Annotated in this window: 22 protein-coding genes and 2 riboswitches; of the genes, 16 read left to right on the plus strand and 6 right to left on the minus strand. The window is 43.7% G+C overall.

What is annotated here, in order from left to right; genetic code table 11:
- Window positions 1-26: 26 nt before the first annotated feature.
- A riboswitch (cobalamin riboswitch) is annotated at window positions 27-239 on the minus strand.
- A gap of 129 nt (window positions 240-368) precedes the next feature.
- From HC965_RS24500 to HC965_RS24525, 6 genes are all read left to right on the plus strand, one after another.
- Window positions 369-1,502, plus strand: a complete 1,134-nt coding sequence (locus HC965_RS24500; RefSeq protein WP_191033955.1) for an ABC transporter substrate-binding protein — start codon at window positions 369-371, stop codon at window positions 1,500-1,502.
- Window positions 1,499-2,515 (plus strand): iron ABC transporter permease, encoded by a 1,017-nt coding sequence (locus HC965_RS24505; protein ID WP_191033956.1) that lies wholly within the window; start codon window positions 1,499-1,501, stop codon window positions 2,513-2,515. The genes HC965_RS24500 and HC965_RS24505 overlap by 4 nt, the downstream gene beginning before the upstream one ends.
- A complete protein-coding gene (locus tag HC965_RS24510) occupies window positions 2,512-3,267 on the plus strand; it encodes an ABC transporter ATP-binding protein (protein ID WP_191033957.1) in 756 nt (251 codons plus the stop codon). The genes HC965_RS24505 and HC965_RS24510 overlap by 4 nt, the downstream gene beginning before the upstream one ends.
- A 36-nt stretch (window positions 3,268-3,303) precedes the next feature.
- Window positions 3,304-3,514: riboswitch (cobalamin riboswitch) on the plus strand.
- A gap of 52 nt (window positions 3,515-3,566) precedes the next feature.
- On the plus strand, window positions 3,567-3,707 hold the full coding sequence (locus HC965_RS24515; RefSeq protein ID WP_191033958.1) for a hypothetical protein: 141 nt from the start codon (window positions 3,567-3,569) through the stop codon (window positions 3,705-3,707).
- A 117-nt stretch (window positions 3,708-3,824) separates the two neighbouring features.
- Window positions 3,825-5,510 (plus strand): putative transporter, encoded by a 1,686-nt coding sequence (locus HC965_RS24520; protein ID WP_191033959.1) that lies wholly within the window; start codon window positions 3,825-3,827, stop codon window positions 5,508-5,510.
- A gap of 63 nt (window positions 5,511-5,573) precedes the next feature.
- Window positions 5,574-6,146 (plus strand): DUF2284 domain-containing protein, encoded by a 573-nt coding sequence (locus tag HC965_RS24525; RefSeq protein ID WP_191033960.1) that lies wholly within the window; start codon window positions 5,574-5,576, stop codon window positions 6,144-6,146.
- Here HC965_RS24525 and HC965_RS24530 read toward each other — a convergent pair.
- Window positions 6,116-6,823, minus strand: coding sequence for an adenine nucleotide alpha hydrolase (locus HC965_RS24530; RefSeq protein WP_191033961.1), 708 nt, complete (start codon window positions 6,821-6,823; stop codon window positions 6,116-6,118). The two genes, HC965_RS24525 and HC965_RS24530, sit on opposite strands and share 31 nt — an antisense overlap.
- 153 nt (window positions 6,824-6,976) lie before the next feature.
- Between HC965_RS24530 and HC965_RS24535 the strand changes: the two genes are divergently transcribed.
- Both HC965_RS24535 and HC965_RS24540 read left to right on the plus strand, forming a co-directional pair.
- Window positions 6,977-8,332, plus strand: a complete 1,356-nt coding sequence (locus tag HC965_RS24535) for an MATE family efflux transporter (protein ID WP_191033962.1) — start codon at window positions 6,977-6,979, stop codon at window positions 8,330-8,332.
- Window positions 8,333-8,345: 13 nt separating this feature from the next.
- Entirely contained in the window at window positions 8,346-8,933 is a 588-nt protein-coding gene (locus HC965_RS24540) for a Crp/Fnr family transcriptional regulator (protein WP_191033963.1), read from the plus strand.
- 3 nt (window positions 8,934-8,936) lie between these two features.
- Here HC965_RS24540 and HC965_RS24545 read toward each other — a convergent pair whose 3' ends face one another.
- The 3 genes from HC965_RS24545 to HC965_RS24555 form a co-directional block, all read right to left on the minus strand.
- Complete coding sequence (locus HC965_RS24545) at window positions 8,937-9,713, minus strand: hypothetical protein (RefSeq protein ID WP_191033964.1); 777 nt, start codon at window positions 9,711-9,713, stop codon at window positions 8,937-8,939.
- A gap of 475 nt (window positions 9,714-10,188) precedes the next feature.
- Window positions 10,189-10,740: a GNAT family N-acetyltransferase gene (locus tag HC965_RS24550; protein ID WP_191033965.1), complete on the minus strand. Its 552-nt coding sequence runs from the start codon at window positions 10,738-10,740 to the stop codon at window positions 10,189-10,191.
- Window positions 10,741-10,743: 3 nt separating this feature from the next.
- Window positions 10,744-10,896 carry a hypothetical protein gene (locus tag HC965_RS24555; RefSeq protein ID WP_191033966.1) on the minus strand — a complete coding sequence of 51 codons (153 nt, stop codon included), beginning with the start codon at window positions 10,894-10,896 and terminating at the stop codon, window positions 10,744-10,746.
- Window positions 10,897-11,181: 285 nt separating this feature from the next.
- On the opposite strand from HC965_RS24555, the gene HC965_RS24560 reads away from it, so the two are divergent.
- The 3 genes from HC965_RS24560 to HC965_RS24570 all read left to right on the plus strand — a co-directional run bounded on the left by HC965_RS24560 (window position 11,182) and on the right by HC965_RS24570 (window position 12,894).
- Window positions 11,182-11,781 carry a DNA-binding protein gene (locus HC965_RS24560; protein ID WP_191033967.1) on the plus strand — a complete coding sequence of 200 codons (600 nt, stop codon included), beginning with the start codon at window positions 11,182-11,184 and terminating at the stop codon, window positions 11,779-11,781.
- A gap of 242 nt (window positions 11,782-12,023) precedes the next feature.
- Window positions 12,024-12,494 (plus strand): HU family DNA-binding protein, encoded by a 471-nt coding sequence (locus tag HC965_RS24565; RefSeq protein ID WP_191033968.1) that lies wholly within the window; start codon window positions 12,024-12,026, stop codon window positions 12,492-12,494.
- A gap of 157 nt (window positions 12,495-12,651) precedes the next feature.
- Window positions 12,652-12,894, plus strand: coding sequence for a DUF4248 domain-containing protein (locus HC965_RS24570; protein ID WP_191033969.1), 243 nt, complete (start codon window positions 12,652-12,654; stop codon window positions 12,892-12,894).
- 138 nt (window positions 12,895-13,032) lie between these two features.
- Here the strand turns inward: HC965_RS24570 and HC965_RS24575 are convergent, their stop codons facing one another.
- On the minus strand, window positions 13,033-14,421 hold the full coding sequence (locus HC965_RS24575) for an MATE family efflux transporter (protein WP_191033970.1): 1,389 nt from the start codon (window positions 14,419-14,421) through the stop codon (window positions 13,033-13,035).
- 75 nt (window positions 14,422-14,496) lie between these two features.
- Between HC965_RS24575 and lysS the strand changes: the two genes are divergently transcribed.
- From lysS to HC965_RS24590, 3 genes are read left to right on the plus strand one after another with little or no spacing between them, the layout of a single operon-like run.
- Window positions 14,497-16,227, plus strand: coding sequence for a lysine--tRNA ligase (gene lysS, locus HC965_RS24580; protein WP_191033971.1), 1,731 nt, complete (start codon window positions 14,497-14,499; stop codon window positions 16,225-16,227).
- A gap of 23 nt (window positions 16,228-16,250) precedes the next feature.
- Window positions 16,251-17,246 carry an NAD(P)H-dependent glycerol-3-phosphate dehydrogenase gene (locus HC965_RS24585; RefSeq protein ID WP_191033972.1) on the plus strand — a complete coding sequence of 332 codons (996 nt, stop codon included), beginning with the start codon at window positions 16,251-16,253 and terminating at the stop codon, window positions 17,244-17,246.
- Between the two features lie 18 nt (window positions 17,247-17,264).
- Window positions 17,265-18,602 (plus strand): glucose-6-phosphate isomerase, encoded by a 1,338-nt coding sequence (locus HC965_RS24590; protein WP_191033973.1) that lies wholly within the window; start codon window positions 17,265-17,267, stop codon window positions 18,600-18,602.
- An 84-nt stretch (window positions 18,603-18,686) separates the two neighbouring features.
- Here HC965_RS24590 and HC965_RS24595 read toward each other — a convergent pair whose 3' ends face one another.
- Complete coding sequence (locus HC965_RS24595) at window positions 18,687-19,196, minus strand: DUF5035 domain-containing protein (protein WP_191033974.1); 510 nt, start codon at window positions 19,194-19,196, stop codon at window positions 18,687-18,689.
- A gap of 191 nt (window positions 19,197-19,387) precedes the next feature.
- Here HC965_RS24595 and HC965_RS24600 point away from each other — a divergent pair, with 191 nt between their 5' ends.
- Window positions 19,388-20,200 carry a hypothetical protein gene (locus HC965_RS24600; RefSeq protein ID WP_191033975.1) on the plus strand — a complete coding sequence of 271 codons (813 nt, stop codon included), beginning with the start codon at window positions 19,388-19,390 and terminating at the stop codon, window positions 20,198-20,200.
- Between the two features lie 21 nt (window positions 20,201-20,221).
- A complete protein-coding gene (locus HC965_RS24605; protein WP_191033976.1) occupies window positions 20,222-20,896 on the plus strand; it encodes an HAD family hydrolase in 675 nt (224 codons plus the stop codon).
- Window positions 20,897-20,914 lie beyond the last annotated feature (18 nt).

The raw sequence follows: 20,914 nt of genomic DNA on the forward strand, positions 1-20,914 counted from the left end.
ACTCTTCAAACTCTAATCCCGGAAAGTTTCAAGAACTCAACTTTGGCAGGTCTTCTGACTTACTCCATTTTCCTAACGCCCTTCCCATCCCCTCCAAAGTGAGACAGTGGTTTTGAGTTTTGTAGGAAAACTTTTGGCGGAGCTTACAGCAGCGGGTCTGTTCAGGACTTACACCTGATTCCCTTTTCACCATTCTTCCGTAGCATCGGAAGAATGACACCAAAATTTCTGGGGACAAAGATACACAAATAGAAACAAATTAGCAGAAAATTCTAATTAAAATAAAAACAAACTAATAATAAGTCCTATCTTTGCCGCTCGAGAATACACACTAATTATTTTTTTTTCTAACTAAAATTCTTATAAAAGTGAAATCTCCTATTTTGACTGTCGCGCTACTTAGCCTTCTCTTTTTGGCAAGCTGCATCACCCGTAATAAGACATCTATTGAAACATTCAATCAAGATGTATATAACCCTGAATATGCTTCGGGATTTAAGATTCTAGGTGCAGAAAATTCCGCCAGCACCCTTATACAAATAACGAATCCATGGCAAGGAGCGAAAGACGTCACAATGTCCTATTTCATTTCACGCAACGGCGAACAGGCACCTGCCGGATTCAACGGTCCCGTCATTCCTGCCGGAGCGAAACAAATCGTATGCATGTCCTCTTCTTATATTGCCATGCTCGATGAACTGGGAGAAATCAACAGGATTGTCGGAGTGTCAGGAATCGATTATATTGCAAATCCTTATATTCTCGCTCATAAAGATTCAATTAAAGATATGGGGCCGGAAATGAACTACGAGTTGCTGATAGGGCTAAAGCCTGACGTAGTATTATTATATGGTATAGGTGATGCCCAAACCGCTGTAACGGATAAACTAAAAGAACTCTCCATACCTTATTTATATATGGGAGAATATCTGGAAGAATCTCCACTCGGTAAAGCCGAATGGATGGTCGTTCTTTCGGAACTGACAGATAATAGGGAGAAAGGAATAGAAATATTCCGGGAAATTCCTGAACGCTATTATGCACTAAAAGCGCTTACCGACTCTGTCAAACAACGCCCTACTGTCATGTTCAATACTCCGTGGAACGACAGTTGGGTAATGCCTTCCACCCAAAGTTACATGGCACGGCTGATTGCCGACTCGGGAGCTGATTACATTTATAAAGAAAACAATTCAAACTGTTCCACTCCTATCGGACTGGAAACGGCTTATGGACTGATACAAAAAGCGGACTATTGGATTAATGTAGGTTCAGTGAACACATTGGATGAGCTGAAAGCCGTCAATCCTAAATTCGCAGATGCAAAAGCAGTACATGAAAAGAGTGTCTATAATAACAACTTGCGGTCGACGCCCGCAGGTGGCAATGATTACTGGGAATCGGCAGTAGTACGTCCTGACGTTGTACTGCGCGACCTGATTCATATCTTCCACCCGGAACTCGTATCCGATTCACTTTATTATTACAGACACCTGGAATGAAACAGCCCCGTAAACGTACCACCCTTTTATTTATTGCATTAGGCATTGTTGCCGTGCTATTATTACTGGTAGACATGGCAACAGGGGATACCTATATTCCTATTTCGAAGGTATGGGCTGTACTCACCGGCGGCGAATGTGACGAAATGACGCGCAATATTCTCCTGTCCATTCGGTTCATACGGGTAGTAGTAGCGGCATTAATAGGCGTGGCACTCTCCGTAAGCGGACTGCAAATGCAAACGGTTTTTCAGAATCCATTGGCAGACCCTTATCTACTGGGAGTCAGTTCCGGCGCAGGGTTGGGGGTAGCCCTGTTTATACTGGGGGCTCCGCTACTCGGATGGTCAGACTTTCCGCTGCTTCAATCATTGGGTATTGTCGGATCGGGATGGATAGGAACGGCTGTCATTTTATTGGGGGTAGCCATCATCAGCCGGAAAGTGAAAAATATTCTCGGTGTACTGATTATGGGAGTTATGATAGGTTATGTGGCAGGTGCCATTATCCAAATCCTGCAATATCTAAGTTCTGCCGAACAACTGAAAATGTTCACACTTTGGTCGATGGGGTCACTCGGTCATATCACAGCTACACAACTGGGGATTATGATTCCCATGCTATGTATAGGTCTGCTGATCTCCGTAGCCTGCATCAAGTCACTGAACCTGCTACTGCTCGGCGAGAACTACGCACGGACAATGGGAATGAACATCAAGCGTTCACGCACTTTTATCTTTATTTCTACCGCACTGTTGACAGGAACTGTTACTGCTTTCTGTGGTCCGGTAGGATTTATCGGTCTGGCAGTTCCGCACGTCACACGATTGCTGTTCAACAACGCCGATCACCGGATACTCGTACCCGGTACTATGTTGACGGGACTTATCAGCATGCTTATCTGTGACATCATAGCCAAAAAGTTCCTGCTCCCGGTCAACTGTATCACCGCCTTATTGGGGGTTCCGGTTATTTTATGGGTAATAGTTAAAAACTTGCGTATATTCAAATGATCGAGCTTAAAGAACTGACACTGGGATACGGACAGCGTACGCTGTTGAAAACGGTAAACGCCCGAATCGTAGGCGGGCAACTCGTAGCCTTGCTGGGACGTAACGGAACAGGAAAAAGTACCTTACTGCGTGCCATGATGGGACTGGAACATCCACAGTCGGGAGAAATCATCCTGCAAGGTAAGAAGATAGCTTCGCTGAAACCGGAAAAGCTTGCCCGCAGCATCAGCTTTGTAACGACGGACAAAGTACGCATCGCCAATCTCCGTTGTAAGGATGTAGTGGCTATGGGACGTGCTCCTTATACGAACTGGATCGGTCAGCTACGACCGGAAGACGAGAAACGCGTAGATGATGCCATGCGGCTGGTTGGAATGTCCGGCTATGCGGAAAAAACAATGGATAAGATGTCCGATGGTGAATGTCAACGAATCATGATTGCCCGTGCCCTTGCACAAGACACGCCCGTCATTCTGCTCGACGAACCGACTGCTTTTCTCGACCTCCCCAACCGTTACGAACTCTGCCTACTCTTGAAAAAACTGGCGCAGGAAGAAGGCAAATGTATCTTGTTCTCCACACACGACCTCGACATCGCCCTGTCACTCTGCAATTCCATCATGCTGATAGACAATCCGCATATGTACACCCTCCCCACCCCGGAAATGGTGAGCAGCGGACATATCGAAAGGTTGTTTCGGAATGAGTCAGTGACATTCGACGCGCAGGAGATGAGGGTGCGTATAAAATAAATACACTATGTTCATTTGGTTTATTCATAAATTCACTATCTTTGTCCAAGAATTGGTTTCAGATGGAAACATCAACTGTCTGAATTAAAAGGGAATCGGGTGTAAATCCCGGACAGTCCCGCTGCTGTGAAGCTCCATTCAACTTCTTGATAGTTACTATTGCCACTGGCCTTTTTTTTATAAAAAGGTTGGGAAGGCATCAAGGAGGGAGTCAGTCAGAAGACCTGCCATTTTATTGTCTTAATAGCTGTTTTTACTCGTGGGATAGGAAAGCGGCAGACTAAAAAATAATTGCTAATATGGAAATGCAAATTGAAAATCACATTGCTGATATTATTATAATCAGCAAGGATGGAAACTATGTATGGCTCAATACTGATGAACTGGCTTTTTCACGTGAATATCGTGAAAGTTACAACAGGAGACTAAATCCTCTCTAGCTAAAATACCAAAGGACGGCATTACGCCGTCATGCTCAATGTGTGCGTATCCCCGCAGAAGTGATTTCTCCGGGGATACTTTTAACTCTTCAAAATATCATAATATAATAATCAAAAATGGAAGTTCTAAGAAATTTGTTCGAAGGATACCCCAATCTTTGGGGTGGCGGAGTAGCACACTCCGTGCTGATTCTGTCGCTTACCATAGCATTCGGAATCATTCTGGCTAAAATCAAAGTGCGGGGAGTATCGTTGGGAGTCACCTGGATACTCTTTGTAGGAATCGTGTTCGGTCATTTCAACATGAATCTGGACGAACATCTGCTCCACTTTCTTAAAGAATTCGGATTGATTCTGTTTGTTTACTCAATCGGTCTGCAAGTAGGGCCGGGATTTTTCTCGGCATTCAAAAAAGGTGGTTTCACGCTGAATATGCTGGCGGTACTGGTGGTGGTACTGGGCGTAGGAATCACCATTATCCTGCATTATACCACCGGCACCCCGATTACCACGATGGTGGGTATCTTGTCGGGTGCTGTCACCAATACACCCGGACTGGGTGCCGCGCAACAGGCCAACAGCGACCTAAATGGTATAGATGCTCCCGAGATTGCTTTGGGATATGCGGTCAGCTATCCGCTGGGCGTGGTGGGTATCATTCTTTCATTGCTTGCCCTGAAGTATCTTCTGCGTATCAACACTGCGCAGGAAGAGAAAGAGGCGGAAATCGGACTGGGGCATTTGCAGGAACTAACCGTACGTCCTGTCTCTATCGAGGTGAGAAACGAATCGGTGGACGGTATCAAGATTAAGGATTTGGGGCCGTTACTGAACCGCAAGTTTGTAATCTCACGCATCAAGCACCGCGAAGGTGGCGAGACTGAACTGGTAAACTCTGAAACAGTCATACATGTGGGAGATATTATATTGGTTATCTCCACACCGATTGATGTGGAAGCGATTACTGTCTTTTTCGGTAAGGAGACTCAGATGGAGTGGGATCAGTTGAACAAGCAGCTCATCTCACGCCGTATCCTGATTACGAAACCGGAACTGAACGGCAAGACGCTCCCCCAACTGAAAATACGAAATAACTTCGGCGCAAGCATTACCCGTGTCAACCGTTCGGGTGTGGACTTGGTAGCTACTCCGCAATTGCAGTTGCAAATGGGCGACCGTGTCACAATCGTCGGGACGGAGCTTGCCGTTGCGCATGCCGAGAAGGTGCTTGGCAACTCGATGAAGCGTCTGAATCATCCGAATCTGATTCCTATCTTTATCGGTATCGCCCTGGGTTGTATCCTGGGTAGTATTCCTTTTGCATTCCCCGGAATACCGCAGCCGGTGAAGTTGGGACTGGCGGGCGGCCCGCTTATCGTCTCTATCCTTATCAGCCGCTTCGGTCCAAAATACAAGCTGATTACTTACACGACGATGAGTGCCAATCTGATGTTGCGCGAAATTGGTATTTCCATCTTCCTCGCCTGTGTAGGCTTAGGTGCGGGCGAAGGTTTCGTGGAGACGGTCATTCATGGTGGCGGATATATATGGGTAGGTTACGGAGTCATTATCACGGTTCTGCCTCTCCTGATCGTGGGATTGATAGGACGATACTATTGCAAGTTGAATTATTTCACACTAATCGGTGTTTTGGCAGGTTCTACTACCAACCCGCCGGCACTGGCTTACTCAAATGACCTGACATCTTGCGACGCGCCGGCGGTGGGTTATGCCACGGTGTATCCGCTTACGATGTTTATGCGGGTGTTGACGGCACAGTTGTTGATTTTATCGCTGGGATAGAGAAATGTGGGATAGGAAAATACAGGTGATGGAATAATACTAAAGAATCTATATCTTTGTGATATGAAAGCAGGAGAAGATTATATTGCCGAAGACTTTACGACTACCATCCCCGTTGCCGAATATATGGAGCATTACCGGGATGCGGAGAAGTTTATCGGTTTTTGCAAGCAATGTACGCGGTATAGCACGTACTGGGCATGCCCGCCTTTTTCTTTCAATGTGGATGAGTATCTGTCGCAATATAGTACGGCTTTCCTCATCGGGACTAAGCTCACACCTCTGCACCCCGAAAAGATTACGGATAATATTTCTTTCGGCAGGGAAATGATGGAAACGGAACGGATACGGACGGATGCATTATTATTGGATATGGAAAAGTCTCATAAGGGGCGTGCGTTCTTTCCCGGCTCTTGTCTGCTCTGTCCGTCGTGTACCCGCGCGGAAGGCAAGCCCTGCGTACATCTGGAAAGGATTCGTCCGTCACTGGAAGCCTGCGGGTTCGACATCGGAAAAACTGCTTCCGAATTATTACACATAGAACTTAAATGGGGAGAACACGGCAAAATGCCGGAATATCTGTTATTGGTGAGTGGCTTATTCTGTCATTCTTCTTTCAAATCGGCAAACCAGTAGGTATAGGTTTTAGTCGTGCCATCATCGAGACGAATATCGTAGCTTTGTGAAAAAGGCTCTCCCAAACTATACGGAACAGGAGAATGGAAAATCGGTCCGTCATAACAAAGGGTATGATATTCACCGTTTTCTCCATTAGGGTCGGCTTCTGCGGGAAGTGATGCTACAAAATCACGGTCTATGAGTTTTCCGATAGCGGCAGCTCCCAGTCCATCGTCCATTGTAGTGACTACGATGGTTTCTAGTCCGGATGACAGAAAGTCTTCCATCACCTGCTCCGAAGTTTTTCCCCACAAGGGTTCTACTACTTCGATGCCATGAGGTGCAAGTTGTTGTTCACGATATTGCCGTACGTCATGCAGGAATATATCTCCGAAGATGAAATGTGTTACTCCCAATGTCTTAAAATGCTGCACCGCCTGCAACATGGCTGACGAATAATCTTCCATATTTCCTTTCGGGGTCAAGTCAACAATATAGAGAGGAAGACCGATACTTGCTGCCTGTGTTTCAAGCAAGGATAAAGGAATTCCGTGCATCGTCGAGCGGTGTGTATCACGATTGACGGTTGTCAGCAATGCGACTATTTCATAACATCCTGATTCCATAGCTCGCAGCAGGGCATGGGCGGAATCTTTACCACCACTCCAATTGAAGACAGCTCTTATTTTATCCATTATATTTTTTTGCTACAAAAGTATTACTTTTATCCATTCTTCAAGTAAGAACTAAAGTTAATAACCATGATAGAAATTACCAAATGGTAATTTTTATCTCCTCTCATAGCTCTACCTTTGCAGCCGTTTTCTAAGATTTTTAAAATTAAAGATATGAAAGATAGTATTGATTTCGGCAGTATGGAGATTTCCACATTGTTCCGTAAGTTATTAATTCCTACGGTGCTAGGAATGATTTTCTCGGCTATATTCGTTATTACGGACGGCATATTTGTTGGAAAGGGGATTGGTAGTGATGCGCTGGCAGCCGTTAACATAACGGCTCCACTTTTTATGATTACCGCCGGCATCGGCCTGATGTTCGGAGTCGGAGCTTCGGTGGTCGCTTCTATTCATTTATCACAGGGAAAACGCAAAGTGGCAAGTATCAATGTTACTCAAGCACTCATGTTTTCCACTCTTCTTATACTTATTATGTCCGCTCTGTGTTTTTATTACATAGAGCCATTGGCTAAATTATTAGGAAGTTCGGACAGATTATTGCCGTTGGCGGTGGAGTATATGGCATGGTATCTCCCTTTTCTTGTATTCTATGAGATATTAAATATAGGTATGTTCTGTATTCGCCTGGATGGTTCGCCCACCTATGCGATGATGTGTAATGCCGTCGCGGCCATACTCAACATTATCTTAGACTATATATTCATTTTTGAATTTGGTTGGGGAATGATGGGAGCAGCGTTCGCTACCAGTTTGGGAACTGTCGTAGGCGGATTGATGACACTGGTTTATCTCCTCAAATTCTCCCGTTCCCTTCATCTGTGCCGGATTAAGTTAAGTATCAAAAGCATGATGCTGACTCTTCGTAATGTCGGTTATATGATAAAGCTGGGAAGTTCCGCCTTTATCAGCGAAGCATCCATCGCCTGTATGATGTTTTTAGGGAATTATGTTTTCATCCATTATCTCGGTGAGGACGGGGTAGCCGCATTCAGTATCGCCTGTTACTTCTTCCCGATTATCTTCATGGTTTACAATGCCATTGCACAATCCGCGCAACCGATTATCAGCTATAATTTCGGAGCCGGACAGCCCGACCGTGTCAGGAAAACTCTGCATCTCGCCATTCGGACGGCATTGATTTGTGGAATCAGCTTCTTCATTATCACCGTCCTATGCCGGCAGAATATCGTTTCGCTGTTTATCGACCGGAGCTATGAGGCATTCGACATAGCCGTGAATGGTATCCCATATTTTGGTGTCGGATTTATATTCTTTGCTTTCAACATGGTAGGAATCGGTTATTATCAAAGCGTTGAACGGGGGCAGAGGGCTACGATTATCACTCTCCTTCGAGGGGTGGTATTTATGCTGATTGGTTTTCTTGTGCTTCCTAAAATACTAGGCATACCGGGTATATGGTTAGCCGTACCGTTTGCGGAATTGTTAACAATGCTCTATATCATCGGAATTTATTTCAAAGATCGCTTTGTCGTCCGCCGACGATGAGTATCTTTGCAACATGAAGGCATTCATTGAGAAAATTTGTAATAAATATAAGATATCAGAGTCGGACATACAGGCTTTATTGGACTGTATGGAAGAGGTGCATTTCAAAAAGAAATCATTGATAGTGCGCGAAGGAGCAAAGAATAGTAATCTTTATTTTATCAAAGAAGGCATTTGGCGGGCATATTATCATAAAGACGGAGTGGATTCGACTTTTTGGTTTGCTTCTGAGGGAGAAGCCGCTTTCTCCGTTTGGGGATATGTGGAAAATGGTTACTCATTAATAAATATTGAAGCGATGTGTGACAGCGTAGCTTATTGCATTTCCCGTATAGCCCTGAATCAACTGTTCGCTTCTTCCATCGGACTTGCCAACCTGGGAATTAGTCTTATGAATCACCAAATGCTCTTACAAGAGAACTGGCTTATCAGTTCTGGAAGCCCGCGGGCGAAAGAGCGTTATCTTACTCTTATCAAAGAGACGCCGGAATTATTGCAATATGTACCATTGAAACATATCGCATCTTACCTGTGGATAACGCCGCAATCGCTAAGCAGGATTCGGGCGGAAATAGCAAATACAGGTGGTACAGAAGGATAGTTATCATTCGTGCGAATGAGCACTAACAATACGGTCTAAACTTTCATCAACTACTCCCAACAGCTGAAGTTTAGATAATAAATGATAGTAGGAAATCTTTCCTACTCCATCCATTCTTAACAGGCTCTTCCACCCTCTCCCCGATACTATCTCAAATAAATCCCGTACTGTACGGACATCCTGATTCTGCAAAATATTAGCCAAACGGGTATCGGCTACCTTATCAATAGGTAATTCCAGTATTCTTGCGTCTTGTTTCACATTGATATTCTTGCTACTATCCGCCAAACTAAGAAAACGATAATCCATAGCGCGCTTTCGATAAGTTGCGAAAATATCTTTCCTCAAATTCAAGGATTTAAGGAGAAAATTATAAGTTTGCAATGTACGCGCATAGGTAATTCGGTGACGATTGGCAACTTTCGCTATGGACTCTCCCATAGAAATGGAATAGAAAATTTCACGGGCGTCGGGATTGATAATTAATCCGGCAAGTTCACGAATAATCATCTCATACAAAGGCTTACACGTTTTTTGCGTTCTCAACACATAGAGCAGATCATCGTATTTGGAAATGATATAATCACGTTCCAACTTCTTTTCCTCTATCATTTTAGATAGATAATCCATTTCCAATCCTACCCTTTTGTGAGCTTCCAGATAAGCAGCCAGACTTTCATCATCCAGGAAAAGTTGTTCACCGATTCGGGAACTTGTGATATATCCAAGATTCGCCCAGCTTTTAAGGGTCGATTCCTGAACGCCATGTCTCTCGGACATTTGTTTTGTTGTGAGCCAGTGTGACATAAAAAAACGGAACTAAGTTAGTAATTAACTTGTTCCGTACCTTTTATTATAAAAGAGTACGGAGCTATCTAATCCCGCTAGCAGAAGGTTGTAGCGAACACCCCACACACACGGGACAGACAGCCCGTACCCTATGAGAAGTCATAGAAGCACAGGCGTCTTCCCGGCGTATGTTAAAAATCGCTACATTTTCTGCTAGCCGAGGAAACGCGCAATCGTATACCATAAAGCGGCATACTACGTTTCAATGACAAAGGTACAAATACTTTTGGGAAAATAACAAAAGATACTTATAAATGTTTAGGACAGAAATAAATGAAGATTGTATCGTTAAAGGGCATGTTTATAAAAAAACAGGCTCAAATATGCTTTTTGTTTCGTATATAGAATAAAAAGCTGATACAATATTTATAGAAAAACATCAGAATGTTTAATGAAAAGATACTAATTATTTCACAATATCATTCAAGTCGAAATAAAGCAAACGTGTAACAGAGTTCACATCTTCATCATTCAAAGGAACAAAACCGTTTTTCTCATAAAAAGGAACAGCTACCGCATACGCATCTACTGTTAAAAAGCGACACCCCGTTTTGTTTTCAATAATAAAGTAACTTTTGATAAAATTCAAGAGGAATGAGCATATCGATTGACCTTTCACTGATAAATCAACCCCCAAACGACAAATCTTAGCAGCAGGATAACTTTTCAAACGTTTCTCATTCACAAACCGATGCTTCCGAAAACGATTAAAATCTGTTTTATTTTCAAAATCAGACAAGGAAATACGATCATTAGCAAGACTAAAATAAGCTACAGTTTGTTGTCCCATTTTATTTTCAAGCACATAACTTACAGCTAACAAAGCTTCCCGATAAAGAAAAGATTCATTCAAAATAAAATCGTTCAGATCGCTATCTCCGCAATCGAACGATTTTATCTTTTCTGAGATATCTAATTTACGCATCTCATATGCTGCTTCTATCAACTGACGATCCATATTTTATTTTTTAAAGATTTTCATTGCCAGCTCATAGTCTTTCAACCTTTTTGCCCGTTGCTCCGATGTTTCACTGCGCTTTTCTTTCATTCGTTCTTCGAACCGTCGAGCATCTTCTCCGAAAAGTATCGGAGTTTCCTTAATCGGTCTTGCCATACTTACACCACTCCTTTCTTTGGTTAATACGCTACAAAAGTAATCTAATAAATCAGGAAGTGCAAGTTATTATAAGGTTATCTTATTCATATAAACAACCTCATTGCAATTAAAGCACTTCTCCCTTACATAGACTAATTACTTTTGCAGCGAATAACAATTCGTTCCACATATATGGAACTAAACAATAACAGTTGTAGAACTAAAGGGAAACAGATGTAGAACTAAAAGTTAACAGCTATAGAACGAATTAATAGTAACTATAAAATCACTAAACATTAGTATATGAGTGCAATATATGATTTATTTGAGACTCCTAGCCCTAACAAAGGAGAGAAGCAGCCGCTACACGCCCGCATTGTTTCCAAAGGAACCGTAGATAAAGAAGAGTTTCTGGATCGTGTCCATAAGTTCACCGGTATCAGCAGAAGCTTATTGGCAGGAACTATGGAAGCCTTCGCCAATGAAGCACGGGACTTACTTGCCGACGGATGGAATGTAGAAATGGGAAACTTCGGATTTTTCTCTACCTCTCTGCAATGCCCGCCGGTGAAAGATAAAAAAGAAATTCGTGCCATGTCTGTCCGAATGAAAAACATCAATTTTCGTGCAAGCCGCCCGTTCAAAAAAGAAGTGGGCGACAAAATGAGGTTGCAGCGTGGAGAATCCCTCACACGCCCCAAGAAAAACAGTATCTCCCGCGCGACGTGTCTCTCCCGCCTCAACACATATATGGAAAATCACCTGTTCATCAGCCGGACTGATTACAGCCATCTGACAGGACGAAACAAGAAAGTCGCCATTGAAGAATTAAACTCTTTCGTTGCCGACGAAATCATACGAAAAGAAGGGGTCGGAAAGTTGACTGTATATATAAAGGTATAGATTACATGAAGTGGCTCTGACAACAATCTGAATTTCATTTCATCATTTTATCTTATAGACAAGACAAAAAAAAATAAAATCCTATAAATCAGTAGTATACAAACTAAATAAATAAAAGTAAATCAATCTACGTTCATTGAACGCCATTAAAGCACCTACCCGGAAAGCGCCCATAGTATCTTTGCATCGTGATCACAAAGAGAATTGATAATTAAAGTAATTAATTTAAAAACTTAAAAACTATGGCACTTAGATACGTCATTAAAAAAAGATCATTCGGCTTCGATAAAACTAAAGCTGAAAAATATGTAGCGCAAAATGTAATCACCAATACGGTGGAATTCAGAGACCTGTGCGAAGAAATCACTAAAGTGGGAATGGTTCCCAGCGGAGCAGTGAAGTTTGTGCTTGATGCGTTGATTGATACGCTGAACCTCAACCTTAGAAAAGGTATTTCCGTCCAATTGGGAGATTTCGGTTGTTTCCGTCCGGGTATGAATTGCGAGAGTCAGGAGACTGAAAAAGATGTGGATAGCGATACTATCCGCAGGGTAAAAATCATTTTCACACCGGGGTATAAATTCAAAGATATGCTGAGTAAAGTAAGTGTCCTGAAAATGGTTGTTTCCGATGACGGCGCTAATAAGCCGGAAAATCCCGATACTCCAAACCCGGATGAGGGTGAAGGAGAAACTCCGGATCCGGCAGCATAAAATTAATCATTGCCTTTGCCAATGGAAAGCACTTTGCCAATAGAAAACAGTACCCGCCTACGGGCGGATACTGCTTCTTAAAATATTCCGGTCAAAGACTTGACAAACGCCTTTTAATTTCGTATATTTACAACTTCTAACAACAAAAAAATAAAGAATGGAATCATTAGCTGACGAAGAAGAAAAACCGTTTATTTTCAGGGCATACAGAAAAAAAGAATTGGCTTGTATGTACAGCCCTGATATTACACCCCGTTGTGCCATACGCATATTCACCAAATGGATTAAAATGAACAAGGAGTTATTCCGCTTATTGACAGAAACCGGCTATCACCCACGGACTCGCACATTCACTCCCCGACAAGTAAGAATTATCACTACTATTCTGGACATTCCTTAGGAATGCCCGGAATATTGCATTATTTGCTCTTTTTACTGAATAATTGCTATCAGTTTACTTACTTATCTTTTCTACAAGGTCTATTATCATTCGAGAAAAATCTTCAATCACCTTGTTGTTTGCATATCTTTATTCTTACTATTTTTTATTGTGTGCTACTGAGAACTGCCGGAACTGCCACCAAAGCATTGCTCCCGCTATCAGACTAGCCATCAGGTCGGAAATCGGCATGCTTATCCACACACCCAATTGCCCATAATAACGAGGCAGAATCAACAGACAAGGAATCAAGATAAGAACCTGACGGGACAATGACAGCAAGATTGCCTTGCTTGCCATGCCGATGCTCTGAAAGAAGTTGGAAGTCACCATCTGAAAGCCGACAATCGGGAAGAACATCACGACGATACGCAGACCTTTGGCGGAGATTTCCACCAGTTCTTCGTGGGTCGTAAAGATGGAAACTGCCAGTTTGGGAATCAACATTCCCATTAGGAAGCCGACGGTAGTCACTATGGTGGCGGCATAAATCGTTATTTTCAGGACTTTTGTCACACGCGGATATTGCTGGGCACCATAGTTGTAGCCGGCAATCGGCTGCATACCCTGATTCAGCCCCATCACAATCATTACAAAAAGGAATACGAGCCGGTTGACGATGCCGAACGCTCCGATGGCCAGGTCGCCGCCGTGATGCTGCAAGCCTTGATTTATTAGGATAACGATGAAGCAGGCTGCCAGGTTCATCAGAAAAGGAGCCATACCGATAGCCAGAGAATCGACTACGATTTTCTTTTTCAATCGGAAAATTCCTTTATGGAAGTGCAGGAGCTCTTCTTTGTTGGAGAATAATTTAAATTGCCATGCCAATGCGATGACCTGTGCCGCGATGGTAGCGATAGCCGCTCCCTGAATACCCCAGCCGAAACCGTAGATAAAGATAGGGTCGAGTATGGTATTGATGATAACAGTGGCAATCGTGGCAACCATCGCTTTCTGCGGATGGCCTGCCGAACGGAGTACGGCATTCAGTCCGAGATAAAGGTGGGTGACGACATTACCTCCTAAGATAACGACCATATAATCGCGGGCGTAACCTACGGTCGCGTCGCTACCGCCGAAAAAGTAAAGAATCGGGTCAAGAAATATCAAGGTTACCACCGTGAAGGCAAGTCCGATGATAATATTCAATACCAAAACATTGCCGAGTACCCGTTGCGCGGTGTCGTAATCTTTTTGTCCCAACTTCACCGAAACCAATGTAGCGGCTCCCACACCGACCAGCGAGCCGAAAGCAGCGGCAAGATTCATCAGCGGGAAGGTCAGTGCCAACCCCGAAATAGCCATTGCTCCCACACCGTGACCGATAAAGATACTATCTACCATATTATAAAGAGAAGACGCCGTCATGGCGATAATTGCCGGAATGGCATACTGCATTAAAAGCTTTCCAATCTTTTCTGTTCCCAGCGCAGTGGGGGTCTTTTGTCCTGTCATACTTATTAGTTTGAGGGGGCAAAGATACAAAAAAGAGACGGATTACGGGATATATGAGAAAAGTTTCGTATTTTTGCCCACAAAATTGAGTTAATACGTAACGTAATGAATATATTAGAACTAAGTGAACAGGAAATCATTCGACGCAACAGCCTGAATGAACTTCGTGAAATGGGTATCGACCCATACCCTGCAGCAGAGTATATAACCAATGCTTTCTCTACAGATATTAAAGCTGAATTCAAGGACGAGGACGAGCCGCGCCAGGTTTCCGTAGCGGGTCGTATCATGAGCCGCCGCGTGATGGGTAAAGCTTCTTTCATCGAATTGCAGGACTCTAAAGGTCGCATCCAGGTGTACATCACCCGCGATGACATCTGTCCGGGAGAAGATAAGGAACTGTACAACGCTGTATTCAAACGCCTGCTCGACTTAGGTGATTTTGTAGGTATCGAAGGTTTCGTGTTCCGCACACAGATGGGTGAAATCAGTATCCATGCCAAGAAACTGACTGTACTTGCCAAGTCTATCAAACCGCTGCCTATCGTAAAATATAAGGACGGCGTAGCCTACGACTCTTTTGAAGACCCTGAACTCCGTTATCGCCAACGTTATGTGGACCTGGTGGTAAACGACGGTGTAAAAGAAACTTTCCTAAAGCGTGCCACCGTAGTGAAGACAATACGCAGCGTGCTCGATGAAGCCGGATACACGGAAGTGGAAACTCCTATCCTGCAATCCATTGCCGGCGGAGCAAGCGCACGTCCGTTCATCACTCACCATAACTCACTGGATATCGACCTTTATCTGCGCATCGCAACAGAACTTTATCTGAAGAGACTGATTGTAGGTGGTTTTGAAGGTGTATATGAAATAGGTAAGAACTTCCGCAACGAAGGTATGGACAAAACCCATAATCCTGAGTTTACCTGTATGGAACTTTATGTTCAGTACAAGGATTACAACTGGATGATGAACTTCACCGAACAGTTATTGGAACGTATCTGTATGGCTGTGAACGGCTCTACGGAAAGCGTTGTTGACGGAAAGACTATCAGTTTCAAGGCTCCTTACCGCCGTCTGCCTATCCTCGACGCTATCAAGGAAAAGACAGGATACGACCTGAACGGCAAGAGCGAAGAAGAAATCCGCCAGGTATGCAAGGAACTGAAGATGGAAGAAATCGACGACACGATGGGTAAAGGCAAACTGATTGATGAAATCTTCGGAGAATTCTGCGAAGGTACTTATATACAGCCGACTTTCATCACCGATTATCCGGTGGAAATGTCTCCGCTGACTAAGATGCATCGTTCCAAGCCGGGACTGACCGAACGTTTTGAATTGATGGTGAACGGTAAGGAGTTGGCGAACGCTTACTCGGAATTGAACGACCCGCTCGACCAGGAAGAACGTTTCAAGGAACAAATGCGCCTGGCTGACAAAGGAGACGACGAAGCAATGATTATCGACCAGGATTTCCTGCGTTCTTTGCAATATGGTATGCCTCCTACATCGGGTATCGGCATCGGTATCGACCGTCTGGTTATGTTAATGACCGGACAGACTACCATCCAGGAAGTATTGTTCTTCCCGCAAATGCGCCCGGAAAAGGTGGTGAAGAAAGACGCAGCCGCTAAATACATGGAACTGGGAATCGCTGAAGACTGGGTTCCGGTTATTCAGAAAGCCGGCTACAATACGGTAGAGGATATGAAAGATGTCAACGCGCAGAAGCTACACCAGGATATCTGCGGCATCAACAAGAAATACAAATTAGAGCTGACCAATCCGTCGGTAAACGACGTAACTGAATGGATACAGAAAATTAAATAAGTTCTTCATCCAAAACCATACAAATGAAATTACCCGGTAAGATAGCGATTATGGGCGGTGGAAGTTGGGCCACGGCTATTGCGAAGATGTGTCTGGCTCAAGAAGACTCTATCAATTGGTATATGCGACGCGACGACCGCATCGCTGATTTCAAGAGATTGGGACACAATCCGGCTTATCTGACAGGAGTGAAGTTCGATACACGGCGTATCTCTTTCAGTTCCAATATCAATGATATTGTGAAGGAATCGGATACGCTGATTTTCGTCACTCCTTCCCCTTATCTGAAGGCTCACCTGAAAAAGCTGAAAACGAAGATAAAGGATAAGTTCATCATCACCGCTATCAAAGGAATCGTACCCGACGATAATATTATTGTATCAGAATACTTTACTAGGGAATATGGCGTACCACCCGAAAACATAGCCGTACTGGCAGGTCCCTGCCACGCGGAAGAAGTAGCTCTGGAACGTCTCTCTTATCTGACCATCGCTTGCCCGGACAAAGACAAAGCACGCATCTTTGCGCGCCGGCTGGGAAGCAGTTTTATCAAAACCTCTGTTAGTGACGACGTATCGGGTATCGAATATAGTTCGGTACTCAAAAACGTGTATGCCATCGCCGCCGGTATTTGCAGCGGACTGAAATATGGCGATAACTTCCAGGCTGTGCTGATTTCCAATGCTATCCAGGAGATGAATCGTTTCCTAAATACGGTACACCCGCTGAACAGAAACGTAGATGAATCTGTTTATCTCGGTGACTTGCTGGTGACGGGCTACTCCAACTTCAGCCGTAACCGGACATTCGGCACGATGATAGGAAAAGGATATTCCGTAAAGAGTGCGCAGATTGAAATGGAGATGATTGCCGAAGGTTACTATGGTACGAAGTGTATCAAGGAAATCAACAAGCATCATCATGTCAATATGCCGATACTGGACGCTGTGTACAACATCCTGTATGAACGTATCTCGCCCATGATTGAGATTAAATTACTAACTGATTCTTTTAGATAACCTTTAAACAAGAAAGATATGATTAGCTTAAACATTGAAAAAACATTTGGATTCATCTCCAAAGAAAAGGTTTTTGCCTACGAGGCTGAAGTAAAAGCCGCACAGGAAATGCTTGAAAAAGGAACGGGCAAAGGAAATGACTTCTTAGGATGGTTACACCTGCCTTCTTCCATCACCAAAGAACATCTGGCTGATTTGAACGCTACCGCAAAAGTATTGAGAGATAATTGCGAAGTGGTAATCGTTGCCGGTATCGGTGGTAGCTATCTGGGTGCACGCGCTGTTATCGAGGCTTTGTCTAACAGCTTCACTTGGTTGCAGGAAAAGAAAACGGCTCCTGTCATGATTTATGCCGGACACAATATCAGCGAAGATTATCTGTATGAACTCACTGAATATCTGAAAGATAAGAAATTCGGTGTTATCAATATCTCTAAATCGGGAACTACTACCGAAACTGCGCTTGCTTTCCGTTTGCTGAAAAAGCAATGTGAAGACCAACGTGGCAAGGAAACTGCCAAGAAGGTTATCGTTGCCGTTACAGACGCAAAGAAAGGTGCTGCACGTGTCACTGCTGACAAAGAGGGATACAAGACATTCATCATCCCTGATAATGTAGGCGGACGTTTCTCTGTACTGACTCCGGTTGGTTTGCTGCCGATTGCAGTTGCCGGATTCGACATTGACAAATTGGTAGCCGGTGCTGCCGATATGGAAAAGATATGTGGCTCTGACGTTGCGTTTGCCGAAAATCCTGCTGCTATCTATGCTGCTACCCGTAATGAGTTGTACAAGGATGGCAAGAAGATTGAAATCCTCGTTAACTTCTGCCCGAAACTGCACTATGTAAGCGAATGGTGGAAGCAGCTTTACGGTGAATCTGAAGGTAAGGACAATAAGGGTATTTTCCCTGCATCAGTAGACTTCTCTACCGACCTTCACTCTATGGGTCAATGGATTCAGGAAGGTGAACGTTCTATCTTCGAAACTGTAATTTCAGTAGAGAAAGTAAATCACAAACTGGAAGTTCCTTCTGACAAGGCTAACTTGGACGGCTTGAATTTCCTTGCCGGCAAGCGTGTGGACGAAGTGAACAAGATGGCTGAACTGGGAACTCAACTGGCTCACGTAGACGGTGGTGTACCCAATATGCGCATTGTTCTTCCCGAATTGAGCGAATACAACATCGGCGGCCTGCTTTATTTCTTTGAAAAGGCTTGCGGTATCAGCGGTTATCTGCTGGGCGTGAATCCGTTCAATCAGCCGGGTGTAGAAGCATACAAGAAGAATATGTTTGCTTTGCTTGACAAACCGGGTTATGAAGAAGAGTCTAAGGCGATTCGTGCTAAATTGTAATAGATTTATCTATACATAAAAAAAGAAGCGGTTTTCTGTAAACCGCTTCTTTTTTTATGCCCTGTATTCAGGTTTTAGTTTGATTTATTCTTTTTCATCATCGACTTTGGTTTTCAGACCGATTTCTTCCTGCGCTCCTTCACATTCCGCTTTAGAGGAAAGATAGAATTCCAGTCTTACGTCACCGTTTTTGTCTACGTGCTCGATGGTAGCGTGCACCATTACTCTGGTTTGCGTCACACCATCCTTAAAACGAAGTTGACCTTTTTCTTCATCCGTCAGGTTTCCTTCGGTAGAAACTTCAGTTTTCTGATAGACGAGTTTGGTAGCCAATGTCTCATCGTTATCCTTTTGAAGCTTAAAAGTTTTCAGTTCAGCCCCATTTCCGTCCAGTAGCAGAAATGCATTAACCTTATCTCCTACTTTCAGAGCCGGCAGTTCGTCCATCTTGTTGGCATAATCTTCTTCCTTAGCGCTATCAGTGTCCGAATCAGCCTTTACATATAGCTTTTCGATCTTAATCACAGGACTTTCCCCACTATTGGAACAAGCGCCTAAAAACAATGGTAGCAACAATAATACTCTCTTTTTCATGCTATCGTCGAGTTTATAATGCTACAAAAATACACATAATCTTCTAAACAGCAAATATTTGTATAGTTAATCGTTCCACAGTATTGTTTACAACTATCTTACCATTCTGTCTCTTCTCTCATTTTTTATCGTTATCTTTGTCTCGTATATGGTAGTAATTCAATACGAATCAAACTTTAAAAGATAATAGAATGGAACGGAATTTAGTAAAGAAATCCTACGAATTGGCGCTACTATGTAGCTTGTCATTATTGATGGTGTTAGTCAGCAGTTGCCAGCAGAGCAAACTCAAAGCGGTAATTGCCGTCGCAAACAAACAATGTCCTATGGATATGGGAGAAGTCGGAACGGTTACCAGTATCACTTATGACGGGGATAACGTAGTGTACACGCTCAATATGAATGAGAACTTTACGGATATTTCGGTATTGAAGGACAATCCGGAAAGCATGAAAGAGTCAATAAAAATCATGTTCGGAAATCCGTCAAAGGAAGTAAAACAATTGCTTGAACTGGTAGCTGAATGCAACGCAGGATTGGAAATGAGATTCGTAGGGAAGGATTCGGGTGAACAGGCTGTTTGCGGACTTACTACCGAAGAGTTGAAAGAAACTCTCAAATCGGATGCTGACCCGTCACAGAGCGAATCTGCCAAACTCGAAGCGCAAGTAAAAATGGCTAATCTGCAATTTCCGATGCAAGCCAGTGACGAAATCGTTGTAGAGAAAATAGAGATTATTGATGATGCAGTGACTTATCTGTGTGTGGTGGACGAAGATTTATGCCCCGTAAATCAGATTGAAGCAAACGCCGTAGAGGTGAAAAAAGGAATCGTAGCCACATTGGCTGGACAGACTGACGCTGCAACGCAGTTGTTCCTGCAAACTTGCATTAATTGTGATAAGAATGTTACTTACAGATATACCGGTAAGCAGTCCGGCGCGCAGTATGATGTAGTAATCACCCTGCCCGAACTGAAGAAAATGATTGTAAAAAAGAAATAAAGATTCTACGACGTACTAAGTATGAAAAAGAAACTGAAAGCCGTCCTGTTCGACATGGACGGCGTACTTTTCAACTCTATGCCCTATCATTCGGAAGCCTGGCATAAAGTGATGAAATCTCACGGGCTCACTCTCAGCCGCGAAGAAGCGTATATGCACGAAGGACGGACGGGAGCTGCCACTATCAATATCGTATTTCAACGTGAACTGGGCAAGGAAGCTACCCAGGAAGAAATAGAAAGTATTTATCAGGAGAAGAGTGTCCTGTTCAATTCGTATGCGGAAGCGGAGCGTATGCCCGGCGCATGGGAGTTATTGCAAAAAATAAAGAGTGAAGGATTGGTTCCGATGGTCGTGACCGGCTCGGGACAGCTTTCGTTGCTCGAACGGTTGGAGCACAACTTTCCGGGAATGTTCAAAAAGGAGTTGATGGTTACGGCTTTTGACGTGAAATACGGAAAACCGCATCCTGAACCTTATCTGATGGCGCTAAAAAAAGGCGGATTGAAAGCGGATGAAGCCGTTGTTATAGAAAACGCTCCGTTGGGAGTGGAAGCCGGGCATAAGGCGGGCATCTTTACCATTGCCGTCAACACGGGGCCACTGGACGGACAGGTATTGCTGGACGCGGGAGCTGATTTACTGTTCCCTTCCATGCAAGCGCTTTGCGAAGCCTGGGATAAATTGGATATATAGGCATCTGTTTCATTCAAA

This window comes from Bacteroides sp. GM023, from assembly GCF_014750685.1.
Classification (GTDB): Bacteria; Bacteroidota; Bacteroidia; order Bacteroidales; family Bacteroidaceae; genus Bacteroides.

What these genes read in the sequence shown, in the direction of transcription:
- HC965_RS24530 (WP_191033961.1), bottom strand. Translation starts at nt 6,823, where the DNA reads ATGGATAAAATAAGAGCTGTCTTCAATTGGAGTGGTGGTAAAGATTCC.
- HC965_RS24550 (WP_191033965.1), bottom strand. Translation starts at nt 10,740, where the DNA reads ATGGATCGTCAGTTGATAGAAGCAGCATATGAGATGCGTAAATTAGAT.
- HC965_RS24605 (WP_191033976.1), top strand. Translation starts at nt 20,222, where the DNA reads ATGAAAAAGAAACTGAAAGCCGTCCTGTTCGACATGGACGGCGTACTT.
- HC965_RS24590 (WP_191033973.1), top strand. Translation starts at nt 17,265, where the DNA reads ATGATTAGCTTAAACATTGAAAAAACATTTGGATTCATCTCCAAAGAA.
- HC965_RS24525 (WP_191033960.1), top strand. Translation starts at nt 5,574, where the DNA reads ATGAAAGCAGGAGAAGATTATATTGCCGAAGACTTTACGACTACCATC.
- HC965_RS24555 (WP_191033966.1), bottom strand. Translation starts at nt 10,896, where the DNA reads ATGGCAAGACCGATTAAGGAAACTCCGATACTTTTCGGAGAAGATGCT.
- HC965_RS24560 (WP_191033967.1), top strand. Translation starts at nt 11,182, where the DNA reads ATGAGTGCAATATATGATTTATTTGAGACTCCTAGCCCTAACAAAGGA.
- lysS (WP_191033971.1), top strand. Translation starts at nt 14,497, where the DNA reads ATGAATATATTAGAACTAAGTGAACAGGAAATCATTCGACGCAACAGC.
- HC965_RS24565 (WP_191033968.1), top strand. Translation starts at nt 12,024, where the DNA reads ATGGCACTTAGATACGTCATTAAAAAAAGATCATTCGGCTTCGATAAA.
- HC965_RS24505 (WP_191033956.1), top strand. Translation starts at nt 1,499, where the DNA reads ATGAAACAGCCCCGTAAACGTACCACCCTTTTATTTATTGCATTAGGC.
- HC965_RS24600 (WP_191033975.1), top strand. Translation starts at nt 19,388, where the DNA reads ATGGAACGGAATTTAGTAAAGAAATCCTACGAATTGGCGCTACTATGT.
- HC965_RS24585 (WP_191033972.1), top strand. Translation starts at nt 16,251, where the DNA reads ATGAAATTACCCGGTAAGATAGCGATTATGGGCGGTGGAAGTTGGGCC.
- HC965_RS24545 (WP_191033964.1), bottom strand. Translation starts at nt 9,713, where the DNA reads ATGTCCGAGAGACATGGCGTTCAGGAATCGACCCTTAAAAGCTGGGCG.
- HC965_RS24510 (WP_191033957.1), top strand. Translation starts at nt 2,512, where the DNA reads ATGATCGAGCTTAAAGAACTGACACTGGGATACGGACAGCGTACGCTG.
- HC965_RS24515 (WP_191033958.1), top strand. Translation starts at nt 3,567, where the DNA reads ATGGAAATGCAAATTGAAAATCACATTGCTGATATTATTATAATCAGC.
- HC965_RS24520 (WP_191033959.1), top strand. Translation starts at nt 3,825, where the DNA reads ATGGAAGTTCTAAGAAATTTGTTCGAAGGATACCCCAATCTTTGGGGT.
- HC965_RS24540 (WP_191033963.1), top strand. Translation starts at nt 8,346, where the DNA reads ATGAAGGCATTCATTGAGAAAATTTGTAATAAATATAAGATATCAGAG.
- HC965_RS24570 (WP_191033969.1), top strand. Translation starts at nt 12,652, where the DNA reads ATGGAATCATTAGCTGACGAAGAAGAAAAACCGTTTATTTTCAGGGCA.
- HC965_RS24535 (WP_191033962.1), top strand. Translation starts at nt 6,977, where the DNA reads ATGAAAGATAGTATTGATTTCGGCAGTATGGAGATTTCCACATTGTTC.
- HC965_RS24595 (WP_191033974.1), bottom strand. Translation starts at nt 19,196, where the DNA reads ATGAAAAAGAGAGTATTATTGTTGCTACCATTGTTTTTAGGCGCTTGT.